The organism is Chromobacterium sp. W521 (genome assembly GCF_052805975.1).
Genome location: NZ_JBRBAF010000013.1, coordinates 65,734 through 79,930, shown reverse-complemented (window position 1 = coordinate 79,930; position 14,197 = coordinate 65,734). Strand labels below are relative to the sequence as shown.

The following is a 14,197-nucleotide window of genomic DNA, read 5'->3' as shown; positions in this document are numbered from 1 at the left end:
TAATGAACTTTGTTGCGTTGGTGACTTATCTGTTGGTGATGTCGATCACGCCGGGGCCAAACAATCTGGTGTTGGCCTCGTCCGGGGTCAATCATGGCTTTTCCCGCACGGTGCCGGCATTGCTGGGCATGTCGTTGGGCTTGTCGGTGCAGGTGGGCTTGTTGACGGTGTTCCTGGGCAGCTTGATCGCCGTCATCGCTTCGGTGCAGCTTTACCTGGCGATGGCCGGTTGTCTCTACCTGTTGTGGCTGTCTTGGGGCATGGCGCGCTCGGCGCCAGCCAGCGGGGAGGCTGGCGGCGCGCCGATGGGCTTTTGGGGTGGGGTGCTGTTCAACTGGTTGAATCCCAAGGTGTGGCTGATGGGCTTCAATATCGCGATGGTGTTTTTGCCGGCCAAGATGAACGCCTGGCATGCCGGCCTGCTGTTTGCGGCTCTGACTTTCATCATCGGCCTGCCGTGCATTGCCTTGTGGGCGGGCTCCGGCGTGGCTGCCCGCCGCTTCCTGGCTTCGCCCCGTCGCTTGCGGGCTTTCAATTGCAGCATGGCGGCGATGCTGGCGGTGACGGCGATCTGGCTGCTGCTGGAAATGCTGCCGGCGCAATCGTTGCATGCGCTGCCGCAAATGATCTGATGAATAACTAAATCGATAGTGATGTTCTTGCTGCGGACATTGTCTATGCTGTCCAAAAGGATAGGTGGCCTATCGTACAGGCAGTCCGAACGACAGATTCGGCCGCGATGGGCTGATCAGGCGGGCAGCCGAGAGCGGGGGCAGCATCATGACAGCAGCGGGATTCGACGGCGTGTATCGTTCGAGCACGTCTTTTTACGGGGACAAGCCGTCTCCGTCCTTGGTCCAGTATCTGGAAAAATATCATGTGACGGGCGGCGGCGAGGGCTTGGACCTAGGCTGCGGTCAGGGCCGCAACGCCTTGTATCTGGCCCAGCGAGGCTTCGCGATGACGGCGGTGGATGGTTCCGCGGAAGCTATAGCGAGCCTGGGCGAGGCGGCGGACGGGCGCAGGCTGAACGTGGGGGGGCGAGTGGCGGATCTGGCCGGGCTGGAATTGGAGCCGGGGCGTTACCGGCTGATCGTGGCCAATACCTCGCTGGATCACCTGAGCGCGGATGAGGGCGAGGCGTTGGCGCGCCAGATGACCGCCGCGTTGGAGCCGGGCGGCTATCTGTTCGTGTCGGTGTTCATGGTGGACGATCCGGGCTGTGACGCCCAGGGCCGGGTGGCCAGCGAGACGGCTTCCTACGTCAAGCATTACTACCAATCGGGAGAGCTGCGCCGTCAGTTTTCCGCGCTGAGCCTGTTGGCTTATCAGGAGGAGTATGCGCTGGACGTCGGTCATGGCCAGCCGCATTACCACGGCATCGCCAGGCTGTTCGCGCGCCGCGATTGCTGAACGTGGTAGCGCTGAGGCGCAGCGGATCGTAAGCAGGTTCTCAGAACCTGTTCATTGTCTGCTGCGCGTCGGCGATGCCACGTTGAAAACCCCTTCGAAATACTGATGTACCACTCGGCCATTCCGTTTTCTCAGCCGTTGTCGCCTGGTCTCGCTCTTGCTCGCGAGACTTTGAGCCAGTTCTCAGGACTCCAGCGCCCGGCGTATCACCCCCTCCTTGTCGGCCGGCCGCCAGCCGTCCGGCTTCAGCACCTTGCCGTCCTCGCGGCGCACAATCTTGCCGTCCACGCATTTGCGCATATTGGCGGCGTGGATTTCCCGTGCCATGTCCTCCAGCGGCAGGCCTTGCGACATCAATAGGCCGCTGAGCACATTGAGCACGTCCACGCCTTCGGCCAGCAACTCCGCCATTCGCCGAGCGCGCTCCGCTTCGTCGCCGTCCTGGCGTTTGTAATCGGCCAGCGCCTGTTGGAACTCCGCCAGCTCTTCGTCCAGCATGGTTTCCCACATTGCCAATTGTTGCGGCTGCCATTGCGGTCGCTGCGGGCTGGGAATGTCGAACTGGCTCATGAAGTGGCGGCGAAGAGCGAAGAAGTTTTCCATTATGTAGATGCTTTGTGTGTTTTTGAACTATATATTGTGTTTTATCGGTGGGCGTGACGCAAGCGACGAACAAAACAAAGCCCCGCCGGGGCGGGGCTGGGTCAGGGCACTGCGGCGTTTATTCCTGGCCGCGCAACGCGGCCAGCGCGTCAAAATAATCAGGGAAGGTCTTGGCCACGCACTTGGGGTCGTTGATGGTCACGGGGGCGCCCAACAGCGAAATCAGCGAGAAGCACATCGCCATCCGGTGATCGTCGTAAGTGTCGATTTCGGCGTTCGGCGTCAAGGAAGCAGGCGGGGTGATGCGGATGTAGTCCTGGCCTTCCTCCACCACGGCGCCCACTTTGCGCAGCTCGGCGGCCATCGCGCTCAGACGGTCGGTTTCCTTGACGCGCCAGCTCTCGATATTGCGCAGCGTGCTGGTGCCGTCGGCGGCCAGCGCGGCCACCGCCAAGGTCATCGCCGCGTCCGGAATGTGGTTGAAGTCGGCGTCTATCGCCTTGAGCGGGAGACTGGCGCTGGCCTCTATCCAGTTGGGGCCCATGTTGACTTCTGCACCCATCAGACGCAGCGCGTCGGCGAACTTGACGTCGCCCTGAATGCTGTCCGCGCCCACGCCCTCCACTCGTACCGGGCCGCCCGCCAGCGCGCCGGCGGCGAGGAAGTAGGACGCGCTGGAAGCGTCGCCTTCCACGTGAACTTCGCCTGGGGAGATGTAAGTCTGTCCGCCGGGGATGGTGAAGCGCCGCCAGCCGTCGCGCTCAACCCGCACGCCGAAGCGCGCCATCAGGTTGAGGGTGATTTCGATATAAGGCTTGGAGATCAGCTCGCCGCTGACTTCGATGACCGCGGTTTCCCCGGTCAGCGGCAGCGCCATCAACAGGGCGGTGAGGAACTGGCTGGACACATTGCCCTTGACCGGAATCGGGCGGCCGGCTTCCAGCCGCGCCGGAGCGATGGCCAGCGGCGGATAGCCTGGCTGGCCCTGATATTGGATCTGGGCGCCGGCCACGCGCAGCGCGTCCACCAAGTCGCCGATCGGCCGCTCATGCATGCGCGGCACGCCACTGAGTTGATAATTCCCCTGCATCAGCGCCAGCGCGGCGGTCAGGGGGCGGAAAGCGGTGCCGGCGTTGCCGAGGAACAGGTCCGCGCTTTTGACCGGAAACTCGCCGCCCACGCCCTGCACGCGGAAATCGCGGCTGTCGCCTATTTGCTCGATATCCACCCCCAGCAGTTTCAGCGCCGCCAGCATGTGACGGATATCGTCCGAATCCAGCAGGTCGCGCACCAAGGTGCTCCCGCTGCCCAGCGCGGCCAGCAGTAGGGTGCGGTTGGAGATGCTTTTGGAGCCGGGCAGCTTGATGGCGCCGGACAGGCGTCGGACGGGGGCGAGGTGCAGTTGTTCCATGGCGGTTCGGGATCTTGTGTTCTTGGGATTGGCGGAGGGCGCCGCGGCGCCCGTCGGACAATGTAACCGCCAGCAAGGCCTTTGCGCAAACCCCGCGTTGCCGCGCGGCTACGGCGCGCAAGCCGTAGAATCTTGCTGTGCCGGCCCGCGGCTTGAGATAAAATCGCCAGTTTGGCTGGTTGCCCGTCGCGGCGGCCTGCGAGAATTTCTGCAAGGACATTGTCTGTACATGACCGCACCTGTCATCGCCATCGACGGCCCGTCCGCCTCGGGCAAGGGCACCGTCGCCGCCCTGGTCGCCGCGCGGCTGGGTTTTCATTATCTGGATTCGGGCTCGCTCTACCGCCTGCTGGCCTTGTTCGCGCAGCGCCACAACATAGCCTGGGACGACGAGCCTGGCCTGGCCGCCGCCGCCGCGGGGCTGCCGGTGGAGTTCGCAGACGGGGCGGTGTGGCTGGAGAGCAACGACGCCAGCGCGGCGATCCGCAGCGAGGAAATTGGCATCGGCGCGTCCAAGGTGGGCGCGCTGCCGGCGGTGCGCGCCGCGCTGTTGCAGCGCCAGCGCGATTTCTGCCAATTGCCCGGCCTGGTGACGGACGGTCGCGACATGGGTTCGGTGGTGTTTCCCGCCGCCACCTTGAAGGTGTTTTTGACGGCCAGCGCCGAGGAACGGGCCGATCGCCGCTATAAGCAGTTGATCGGCAAGGGAGATTCTGCTAATCTCCCACGGATTCTGCAGGACATTATCGATCGGGACGCGCGCGATGCCGCCCGGCCGGTAGCGCCGCTGCGCCAGGAGCCGGACGCCTTTTTGCTCGACACCACGGAGCTGACCATCGACCAGGCGGTCGCACAGGTTCTGCGTTGGTTCGAGGAAAGACAGGTCTCCGGCCTATGATTTTTTTGTCGGGTGAAAATGCTGCAAGGCAATAAACCCGGTTGTGCAACCCTAACCCGCACGCCGCAAGGCGCGCACCGAGAGTACGCTTGATGACTACCCTCTCCATGGAAAACTTCGCTCAGCTGTTTGAGGAAAGCCTGACCCTTCACGACATGCGCGTGGGCGAGGTGATCACTGCCGAAGTGGTGGCAGTTGATTCCAACTTTGTAACCGTGAACGCAGGCCTCAAGTCCGAGTCCCTGATCCCGGCTGAAGAATTCAAGAACGACCAAGGCGTGGTCGAAGTAGCCATCGGCGACTTCGTTACCGTTGCCATTGATGCGCTGGAAAACGGCTTTGGCGAAACCAAGCTGTCCCGCGAAAAAGCCAAGCGCCTGGCCGCTTGGGTGGAGCTGGAAGAGGCTCTGGAAACCGGCAAGATCCTGTCCGGTCTGATCAGCGGCAAGGTCAAAGGTGGCCTGACCGTTATGGTCAACGGCATCCGCGCCTTCCTGCCGGGTTCCCTGGTTGACGTGCGTCCGGTGAAAGACACCACCCCGTACGAAAACAAACAGATCGAATTCAAGGTCATCAAGCTGGATCGCAAGCGCAACAACGTGGTTGTGTCCCGTCGCTCCGTGCTGGAAGAAACCCTGGGCGAAGAGCGCAAAGCTCTGCTGGAAACCCTGAAAGAGGGCGCCATCATCAAGGGTATCGTCAAGAACATCACCGACTACGGTGCGTTCGTTGACCTGGGTGGCATCGATGGCCTGCTGCACATCACCGACCTGGCATGGCGCCGCGTGAAGCACCCGTCCGAAGTTCTGGCCGTGGGCGACGAAGTGGAAGCCAAGGTACTGAAGTTCGACCAAGAGAAGAACCGCGTATCCCTGGGTCTGAAGCAACTGGGCGAAGATCCGTGGGTGGGCCTGTCCCGCCGCTACCCGTCCGGCACCCGTCTGTTCGGCAAGGTGACCAACCTGACCGACTACGGCGCGTTCGTGGAAATCGAACAAGGCATCGAAGGCCTGGTGCACGTGTCCGAAATGGACTGGACCAACAAGAACGTACACCCGTCCAAGGTTGTTCAGGTTGGCGACGAAGTGGAAGTCATGATCCTGGAAATCGACGAAGACCGTCGTCGTATCTCCCTGGGCATGAAGCAGTGCCTGGCCAACCCGTGGAACGAGTTTGCCGACAACTTCCACAAAGGCGACAAGCTGAAGGGCGCGATCAAGTCCATCACCGACTTCGGCGTGTTCGTTGGCCTGCCGGGCGGCATCGACGGCCTGGTTCACCTGTCCGACCTGTCCTGGAACGAAGCCGGCGAAGAAGCCGTGCGCAAGTTCAAGAAGGGCGACGAGGTTGAAGCCGTTGTTCTGTCCATCGACGTTGAAAAAGAACGCATCTCCCTGGGCATCAAGCAGATGGAAGGTGATCCGTTCAACAACTTCGTTGCGATGAACGACAAGGGCGCTCTGGTTAAGGGCACCGTGAAGTCCGTTGACGCCAAAGGCGCCGTCGTGACTCTGGACACCGATGTTGAAGGCTACCTGCGCGCTTCCGAACTGTCCCGCGACCGCGTGGAAGACGCTCGCTCCGTTCTGAAGGACGGCGAGGAAGTGGAAGCCGTGATCATTGCCGTGGACCGCAAGTCCCGCAATATCAGCCTGTCCATCAAGGCTAAAGACGCTCAGGAAGACAACGTTGCTCTGAAGAGCCTGTCCGTTGACAGCGCTTCCGCTGGCACCACCAATCTGGGTGCCCTGCTGAAGGCAAAACTGTCCGGCTCCAACGAGTAATTGAGACATGACCAAATCTGAGCTGATCGCTAGGCTGTCGGAACGACTCGCCGAGCGCAATTCTCAGTTGGTCTACAAAGACGCTGAGTTGGCCGTCAAAACCATTTTGGATGCGATGGCCAATAACCTGGCGCAGGGAAACCGGATTGAAATCCGCGGTTTCGGCAGTTTCGATTTGAACTACCGTCCGCCGCGGATTGGCCGCAACCCCAAGTCGGGCACCAGCGTCTCGGTTCCTGAGAAATATGTGCCGCATTTCAAGGCGGGCAAAGAATTGCGCGAACGCGTCGACCTGTCCCTGTTGGAGCAGAGCGAAGCCTAGGCGTATGAGCCCTGTCTAGCGAATCCAAAGCGCCGCTTTTTGCGGCGCTTTTTCTTTGCGCGGCTGAAATTCCAGCTTGGGTTGCGCCGGGCTATCGTTTAAACTTGCACTCCGGCAAACAAATCGAGCGAGATCATGCGTTACCTGCTTCGTATCGTTGAATTGGCCCTGTTGGTATTCCTGATCGCGGTCACCGTGCAAAACAGCCATGCGGTTGAATTCAAATTGTTCTTCGGCCAGTCCTGGTCCGCGCCGCTGATTGTGTTTCTGCTGTTGTTTTTCGTGGTTGGCGCCCTGGTGGGGCTGCTCGCCACGCTCGGCTATTATCTGCGTAGCCGAAAAGAGCTGTCTCAATTGAAAAAAGAATTACGCAACCGTCCCCCCGCCAGCAAGGTGATCAGCGACCCCAGCGACGCGATCGCCGATTAAGCCTGGCGCGAGCGGCGGAGCGAGCCGGCGCCGCGTTTAGGCGCCGCTGTGATTCCATTCGCCGTTCTTGATGATGCCGCCCGGGAGCGGCTGTTGTTGTTTGTCCGGAAAGGATTGCTGTTGGAACTGGATTTGTGGTGGTTGCTATTGTTTCCGGCCTTTTTCGGCCTGGGTTGGTTTGCCGCGCGCGTGGACATGCGCACGGTGCTGAAACAGGCGAAAGCGGTGCCGACCGGCTTTTTCCGCGGCCTGGACGCGCTGGTGGAGGACAAGACCGATATCGCGGCCTCGGCCCTGGCCGAAGTGGCCCGCCAGCAAGGGTCGGCGCTGGAGTTGCAGCACACCTTGGGCAAACTGTACCGCAAGCGCGGCGAGAACGACCGCGCCATCCGCCTGCATCAGCGCATGCTGGACGCGCCGGATTTGCCGGCCGAGCACCGCGACGCGGTGCGTTTCGAGCTGGCCCAGGATTTTCGCAAAGCCGGCCTGGTGGACCGGGCGGAAGAAATATTGATCAAGCTGCAGGACGGCAATATGGGCCTGGCGGCGCGCCGCCAACTGCTGGATATCTACCAGCAGGACCGCGATTGGCACAAGGCCATCGCCACCGCCAAGGAGTTGCGCAGCGACGCGCACTCCTTCCAGCATGAAGTGGCGCAGTTCTACTGCGAGCTGGCTCAGGGCGAGCTGTATAAATCCAATAGCGAGCAGGCGCGCCGCTACGTGGAGGAGGCGTTCGCCGCCAACCGCAAATGCGTGCGCGCCAGCCTGATCCTGGGCGACATCGAGTTTGCCGGAGGCCATGTGGAAGCGGCGATCGCGGCTTGGCAGAACATCGAGAAACAGAACTACGAATACCTGTCGATGGCCGCCGAGCGCTTGTTCGACGCTTACGAACGGATGGACAAGCCGCTGGAAGGCATCGCCTTGCTGCGCGGCTATCAGAAGACCTTCCCGCAATTGGAGCTGACCGATCTGCTGTACCAGAAGATCGCCACCTACGAGGGCGAGGAGAAGGCGCTGGAAGTGGCGCGAGAGGGCGTGCACGCTCGTCCCAGCCTCTCCGGCGTGTACCGGCTGATCGAGGCGCAGATGGACGAGTTGAGCCCGGAAGGGCGGATGGACGCGGAAGTGGCGCGCGCGCTGGTGCTCAAGCACGCGCAGCGCCTGAGCGTGCATCGCTGCAAATGCTGCAATTTCCGCTCGCGCGCCTTCTTCTGGCATTGCCCGGCTTGCGGCGAGTGGGAGGGGTTCACCGCTAACCGCACGGAATCGCAGTAACTTCTGTTTTAGTTAGAACTGATGACCTGTTCACGATCTCGTGAGCTAAGGCGAGACAAGGCGAAATCGAGCGGAAAAGCGGAATGGTCAAGTGGTGCATGAGCATTTTGACGGTGTTTTCAGCGCCGTATCGCCGACGCGCAACAGATCGTCAACGGGTTCTTAGGTTCGCCGCGCGGTTGTGTCGCCGGCTTGGACATCGAGATAGTTGTGCAGCCGCCCTGAGCGGCTGCGCTGATTTGAATACAGGCCGCCGGCAGCTTCCGGCGGCAAGAATGGAGCAAGCATGAACCCTTTGATCGCAGCCGACGCGGCTCGGCCGACTTCGCCTGTTGTCGTGGCCTTGGACTTTGCCGACGCGGATAGCGCCTTGCGCTTCGCCAGCCGTCTGGACCCAAGCGAGTGCCGGCTCAAGGTGGGCAAGGAGTTGTTCACGTCCTCCGGCCGCAGTTTGGTGGAAAGCCTGGTGGCCAGGGGATTTCAGGTGTTCCTGGACTTGAAGTTCCATGATATTCCCAACACCGTGGCCCATGCGTGTAAGGCGGCGGCGGAAGCCGGGGTCTGGATGGTCAATGTGCACGCCTCCGGCGGCCGCCGGATGATGGAAGCGGCGCGCGAGGCGCTGGCGCCGTACAGCCAACGGCCGCTGCTGATCGCGGTGACGGTGCTGACCAGCATGGAAGCCGCCGATCTGGCCGAAATCGGCATCGCCGTCTCGCCGCAAGAGCATGTGCTGCGGCTGGCGGCGCTGACCCGCGATTGCGGCCTGGACGGCGTGGTGTGCTCGGCTCAGGAGGCCGGCGAACTGAAAGCCGCGCTGGGCCGCGACTTCAAATTGGTGACGCCGGGCATTCGCCTGGCGGATAGCGAAGCCGACGATCAGCGCCGGGTGATGACCCCGACGACCGCGTTGGCGGCGGGCTCCGACTATCTTGTGATCGGCCGGCCCATCACCCGCGCCGCCGACCCGCTGGCCGTGTTGCGCGCCATCAACCAAGACATTCAGCACTATCAGGCTCAATAAAATATGAAAATCACAGTTATCGGTACGGGGTATGTCGGTTTGGTGACCGGCACTTGTCTGGCGGAAACCGGCTATCATGTGTGCTGCCTAGATGTGGATCCCAATAAGATCGCCATCCTGAAGCAGGGCGGCATTCCGATTTTCGAGCCCGGCCTTGAGGACATGGTGCGGCGCAATGTGGCCGCCGGCCGGCTCAGTTTCACCACCGACATCGCCGAGTCTGTGGCCTTTGGCGACGTGCAGTTCATCGCCGTCGGCACCCCGCCGGACGAGGACGGCTCGGCTGATCTGCAATACGTGCTGGCCGCCGCTCGCAATATCGGCCGTCACATGACGGACTACAAAGTCATTGTCGACAAGTCCACCGTGCCGGTGGGCACCGCGGACCTGGTCAAGGCCGCGGTGGCGGACACCCTGGCCGAGCGCGGCGAAGCCCTGGAATTCAGCGTGGTGTCCAACCCGGAGTTCCTGAAGGAAGGCGCGGCCATAGACGACTTCATGCGTCCGGACCGCGTGGTGATCGGCGTGGACGACGAGCGCGCGGCTGCGATGATGCGCCGGCTATACGCGCCGTTTCAGCGCAATCACGAACGCGTGTTGCTGATGGACGTGCGCTCCGCGGAGCTGACCAAGTACGCGGCCAACGCCATGCTGGCGACGCGCATCTCCTTTATGAACGAGCTGGCCAATCTGGCCGAGAGCCTGGGCGCGGACATCGAGCAGGTGCGCCTGGGCATGGGCTCCGATCCGCGCATCGGCTACCACTTCCTGTATCCGGGCGTGGGCTACGGCGGCTCCTGCTTCCCCAAGGACGTCAAGGCTCTGGTGCAGACCGCCAAGGAAAACGGCCATGAACTGCGGGTGCTGACGGCGGTGGAGGAGGCCAACGATCTGCAGAAGCTGCGTTTGGTGGACAAGGTGCTGGCGCGTTTCGGCCAGGATCTGAGCGGCCGCCGTTTCGCGATGTGGGGCCTGGCCTTCAAGCCCAATACCGACGATATGCGCGAAGCGCCCAGCCGCGTGATCGCGGCGGAACTGAGCCGCCGCGGCGCGGAAGTGGTGGCTTTCGATCCGGTGGCGACCCATGAAGCGCAGCGGGTGATGGGCGACATCGCCGGCCTGAGTTTCGCCGACGACATGATGGCGGCGCTGCAGCAGGCGGACGCCTTGTTGATTGTCACCGAATGGAAAATGTTCCGCGCGCCGGACCTGGGCGCGGTCAAGCGGGCGCTGAAGCTGCCGCTGGTGTTTGACGGCCGCAATATGTACGACCCGGCCTGGATGCGCGAGCAGGGTTTCGACTACTTCGCGATCGGCCGCTGAGGATTGCCATGGGCCTGATGCAAGACCTGGGGCTGGATAGCTCCAAACTGGCCGCCGAACTGGCGAAAGCGAGAGTTCTGGTGGTGGGCGATGTGATGCTGGACCGTTACTGGTTTGGCGACGCCACCCGTATTTCGCCGGAAGCGCCGGTGCCGGTGGCTAAGATCGAGCGCATTGAAGAACGCGCCGGCGGCGCCGCCAACGTGGCGCGCAATATCGCCGGCTTGGGCGGCCAGGCCACCCTGTTGTCGGTGGTGGGCGACGATGAAGCCGCCTCGGCGCTGGAGCGCCTGCTGGCGGCGGACGGCATCGCCACCTCGCTGAAACGCGATCCCGGCATCGCCACCACCATCAAGTTGCGCGTAGTGGCAAGGCAGCAGCAGCTGATCCGCCTTGATTTCGAGGACTCGCCCAGTCATGAGATTCTGGCGGGCAAGCTGGAAGAGTATCAGCAGATCCTGGCCAGTCATGATGTGGTGATTCTGTCCGACTACGGCAAGGGCGGCCTGACTCACGTCAGCAAGATGATCGAGCTGGCGCGCCAGGCCGGCAAGCCGGTGTTGATCGACCCCAAGGGCGACGACTACAGCAAATACGCCGGCGCCACGCTGCTGACGCCGAACCGCAGCGAATTCCGCCAAGTGGCCGGCCGCTGGGCTTCCGAGAGCGAGTTGACCGCCAAGGCGCAGGCTTTGCGCGCGACTTTGTCGCTGGACGCCTTGCTGGTGACGCGCAGCGAGGAGGGCATGACCTTGTTCCGCGATGAGGGCGTGGTGCATCAGCCCACCTTCGCGCGCGAGGTGTACGATGTGTCCGGCGCCGGCGACACCGTGATCGGCACGCTGGGGCTGGGGTTGGCCGCCGGCCAGCCGCTGCCGGTGGCGATGAGCCTGGCCAACGCCGCCGCCGGCGTGGTGGTGGGCAAGCTGGGCACCGCGGTGTGCAGCCAGCGCGAACTTTTCGCCGTGTGAACTGAATCCTGAGGAGACCGCATGCAGCATTACACCGACGCGATTCTGGAGTTTTGGTTCGGCGGCGCCGACGACAGCTTCCTGTCGGTGCCGCGCAGCGCCTGGTTCAAGAAGGACGACGTGTTCGACGGCGTCATCCGTGAACGCTTTCTGGAGACATGGCGGCAGGCGCGCGTAGGCGAACTGCCGCCGGACGCCCATGACGCCCGGCGCGGCCTGGCCTGGCTGATTCTGACCGATCAATTCCCGCGCAACCTGTTCCGCGGCTCCGCCGAGGCCTTCGCCACCGATGGCTTGGCGCTGGCTTGGGCCCGCCGCATGGTGGAGCTGGGCCTTGACCGGCAACTGCCCCATGTCGCCCGCACCTTTGTTTATCTGCCGTTCGAGCACAGCGAGTCGCTGGCGGATCAGGACGAAGCCGTGCGTTTGTTTGAAACCATGGCGGAGGATGCCGCCATGGCCCGTTTCATTGATTACGCGCATCGTCACCGGGACGTGATCGTCCGCTTCGGGCGCTTCCCGCATCGCAACGCCGCGCTGGGTCGGGTGGATACGCCGGACGAGCGGACCTATCTGGCAGAGCCCGGCGCCGGTTTTTAAACGCGCACCCCTATTCTCGCGCCGTGGGCGATGGCCGGCGGCGGAAAGGAAAACATGACTATCGTCGTTACCGGCGCCGCCGGTTTTATCGGTTCCAACCTGGTCAAAGCGCTGAACGAGCGCGGCGTCACCGACATCATTGCCGTGGATAATCTGTCCAGCGGCGACAAATTCCGCAATCTGGTGGATTGCGAAATCGCCCATTACATGGACAAGCACGACTTCCTGGCCCTGTTGCTGGAGGGCGAGTTCGAAGGCGAACTGTCCGCCATCCTGCACCAGGGCGCGTGTTCCGACACCATGAATCACGACGGCAAGTACATGATGGACAACAACTATCAGTACACGCTGGCCCTGTTCGACTACTGCCAGCACGAGGAAATCCAGTTCCTCTACGCCTCCAGCGCGGCCACCTACGGCAAGGGCACCGTGTTCAAGGAAGAGCGCCAGTACGAAGGCCCGCTCAATGTCTACGGCTACTCCAAATTCCTGTTCGACCAAGTGCTGCGCCAACGTATGAAGGAAGGACTGAGCGCGCAGGCGGTGGGTTTCCGTTATTTCAACGTCTACGGCCCGCGCGAACAACACAAGGGCCGCATGGCCTCGGTGGCCTTCCACCATTTCAATCAGTACCGCGAGCATGGCAAGGTCAAGCTGTTTGGCGGCTGGGACGGTTGGGGCAACGGCATGCAAAGCCGCGATTTCGTGTCGGTGGAGGATGTGGCCAAGATCAATCTTTATTTCCTGGATCACCCGGAAAAGAGCGGCATCTTCAACCTGGGCTCCGGCCGCTCGCAGCCGTTCAACGACGTGGCCGTGGCCACCGTCAACGCCTGCCGCCGCCATGAGGGCCAGCCGGGGCTGAGCCTGGACGAGATGGTGGCTCAGGGCATCGTCGAATACGTCGATTTCCCCGATGCGCTCAAAGGCAAATACCAGAGCTTCACCCAGGCCGATATCGCCAAGCTGCGCAGCGCCGGCTACGACGCCGAACTGTTTAGCGTCGAACAGGGCGTGGACCGTTATGTGGACTGGCTGATCCAGCAATGACGCTGCGGGTCCGCCGTGGAGCGGCCGGATTTCTTGATGCGGTTTGATACTTAAACAGCCTCCTGTCATTTTTGACGGGAGGCTGTTTTGTTTTGGGCGGCCGATGTTGCGAAGGTGCCTGCTTATTGTTTTTTAAGGCAATGATTTTTATGCGTTTTTAGATTTAATGTCATCAGTGGATAAGGCAAGAACAGCTTAGTTCTAGATCAAAAACACCAAGAATGACAAATAATTTATTTTTTGAGTCGGATTGAGTCGGATGCTATCAAAAGAAGCAGGCCGGACCGCCCGCGATCCAATCGCGCGGCGGTCCGGTCGCGAGCTAAGGTTCCGATCAATCGCAAGCGCCGCATTGGCTGCCTTGCACCATAGAGAGTTGAAAAACATGGGCGATCTCAAGGATCTCAAGGACGCTGAAACCAAACTGCTGCTGACCGCAAACGATGGCTCCACCGTGACCATCCATTTCGTAGGCGAGCCGTCGGCCATCGGTGCGATTGTCAATTACGTGACCAATACCGCCAATCAGCCGAAGAAATATGGCAACCACATCTATGTTTGGCAGACCACCAGCAATATCGTGCCTTGGGCCAAGTCTCCGGACGGCTACACCGCCATTGACACCGACAGCTCCACCAGCACCCAACCCGTCGATTTTCCCTTCGAGGATAAAGGCTACATCCTGGGATATGCCGTGGCCGCCACGCCCAATGCGGTGTGCTCCACCATCTATGTGCCGCAAGGTTCGCTGGATAACCCGCAGGCCTGGCAGTACGCCAACAACTCGGTGAAAACGCTGTATGTCGGCACCAACCTGGTGCAGGCGCGCTACCAGGTGCTGCAGTCCTATGACGCGGTGGCCAATAAAAACTGGCTGGGCTTGTGGCAGGGCTCCACCGTGCCTTATAGCGGCGATCCGCTGAAAAAAGTCAGCGTCACCCAGGGCGGTGACAGCGGCACAGTGAACTTCACCGGCGTCAAGCTGACCATCAACACCACCTATTCGATCGGCTACTTCATGGTGGACCAGATATCCGGCCGCACCTCATTGGCCGCCACCTCCACTTTCACCGTCGGCAAGGCCTGAT

General features: G+C 61.8%; 15 protein-coding genes. 13 read left to right on the top strand and 2 right to left on the bottom strand.

Annotated features, from left to right (window positions below):
* Window positions 1-2: 2 nt before the first annotated feature.
* Entirely contained in the window at window positions 3-632 is a 630-nt protein-coding gene (locus ACUXV1_RS19450) for a LysE family translocator (protein WP_203390169.1), read from the top strand.
* Between the two features lie 148 nt (window positions 633-780).
* Window positions 781-1,413 (top strand): class I SAM-dependent methyltransferase, encoded by a 633-nt coding sequence (locus ACUXV1_RS19445; RefSeq protein WP_081555649.1) that lies wholly within the window; start codon window positions 781-783, stop codon window positions 1,411-1,413.
* Window positions 1,414-1,596: 183 nt separating this feature from the next.
* On the opposite strand, the gene ACUXV1_RS19440 is transcribed toward ACUXV1_RS19445, so the two are convergent.
* Window positions 1,597-2,016, bottom strand: coding sequence for a nucleoside triphosphate pyrophosphohydrolase family protein (locus ACUXV1_RS19440; protein ID WP_039756701.1), 420 nt, complete (start codon window positions 2,014-2,016; stop codon window positions 1,597-1,599).
* A 118-nt stretch (window positions 2,017-2,134) separates the two neighbouring features.
* Window positions 2,135-3,427: a 3-phosphoshikimate 1-carboxyvinyltransferase gene (gene aroA, locus ACUXV1_RS19435; RefSeq protein ID WP_446016231.1), complete on the bottom strand. Its 1,293-nt coding sequence runs from the start codon at window positions 3,425-3,427 to the stop codon at window positions 2,135-2,137.
* Window positions 3,428-3,656: 229 nt separating this feature from the next.
* Between aroA and cmk the strand changes: the two genes are divergently transcribed.
* The 11 genes from cmk (at window position 3,657) to ACUXV1_RS19380 (ending at window position 14,196) form a co-directional block, all read left to right on the top strand.
* Window positions 3,657-4,325, top strand: coding sequence for a (d)CMP kinase (gene cmk / locus ACUXV1_RS19430; RefSeq protein ID WP_081555687.1), 669 nt, complete (start codon window positions 3,657-3,659; stop codon window positions 4,323-4,325).
* 92 nt (window positions 4,326-4,417) lie between these two features.
* Window positions 4,418-6,109: a 30S ribosomal protein S1 gene (gene rpsA / locus ACUXV1_RS19425; RefSeq protein ID WP_085951937.1), complete on the top strand. Its 1,692-nt coding sequence runs from the start codon at window positions 4,418-4,420 to the stop codon at window positions 6,107-6,109.
* A 7-nt stretch (window positions 6,110-6,116) separates the two neighbouring features.
* Window positions 6,117-6,431, top strand: coding sequence for an integration host factor subunit beta (locus ACUXV1_RS19420; RefSeq protein ID WP_019104286.1), 315 nt, complete (start codon window positions 6,117-6,119; stop codon window positions 6,429-6,431).
* A gap of 135 nt (window positions 6,432-6,566) precedes the next feature.
* Window positions 6,567-6,860 (top strand): LapA family protein, encoded by a 294-nt coding sequence (locus tag ACUXV1_RS19415; RefSeq protein WP_019104285.1) that lies wholly within the window; start codon window positions 6,567-6,569, stop codon window positions 6,858-6,860.
* Window positions 6,861-6,980: 120 nt separating this feature from the next.
* Window positions 6,981-8,141, top strand: a complete 1,161-nt coding sequence (gene lapB / locus ACUXV1_RS19410; RefSeq protein ID WP_179140755.1) for a lipopolysaccharide assembly protein LapB — start codon at window positions 6,981-6,983, stop codon at window positions 8,139-8,141.
* A 286-nt stretch (window positions 8,142-8,427) separates the two neighbouring features.
* Window positions 8,428-9,165: an orotidine-5'-phosphate decarboxylase gene (gene pyrF, locus ACUXV1_RS19405; protein ID WP_043637366.1), complete on the top strand. Its 738-nt coding sequence runs from the start codon at window positions 8,428-8,430 to the stop codon at window positions 9,163-9,165.
* Between the two features lie 3 nt (window positions 9,166-9,168).
* Window positions 9,169-10,488: a UDP-glucose dehydrogenase family protein gene (locus tag ACUXV1_RS19400; protein WP_043637364.1), complete on the top strand. Its 1,320-nt coding sequence runs from the start codon at window positions 9,169-9,171 to the stop codon at window positions 10,486-10,488.
* A gap of 8 nt (window positions 10,489-10,496) precedes the next feature.
* Window positions 10,497-11,459 carry a D-glycero-beta-D-manno-heptose-7-phosphate kinase gene (rfaE1, locus tag ACUXV1_RS19395; RefSeq protein WP_446016232.1) on the top strand — a complete coding sequence of 321 codons (963 nt, stop codon included), beginning with the start codon at window positions 10,497-10,499 and terminating at the stop codon, window positions 11,457-11,459.
* 21 nt (window positions 11,460-11,480) lie between these two features.
* Window positions 11,481-12,059: a DUF924 family protein gene (locus tag ACUXV1_RS19390; RefSeq protein ID WP_446016233.1), complete on the top strand. Its 579-nt coding sequence runs from the start codon at window positions 11,481-11,483 to the stop codon at window positions 12,057-12,059.
* A gap of 54 nt (window positions 12,060-12,113) precedes the next feature.
* The gene (rfaD, locus tag ACUXV1_RS19385; RefSeq protein WP_043637361.1) at window positions 12,114-13,109 is read left to right on the top strand and encodes an ADP-glyceromanno-heptose 6-epimerase; all 996 of its coding nucleotides are present in this window, start codon (window positions 12,114-12,116) and stop codon (window positions 13,107-13,109) included.
* A 385-nt stretch (window positions 13,110-13,494) separates the two neighbouring features.
* Window positions 13,495-14,196: a hypothetical protein gene (locus ACUXV1_RS19380; protein WP_043637358.1), complete on the top strand. Its 702-nt coding sequence runs from the start codon at window positions 13,495-13,497 to the stop codon at window positions 14,194-14,196.
* Window position 14,197: the final 1 nt, after the last annotated feature.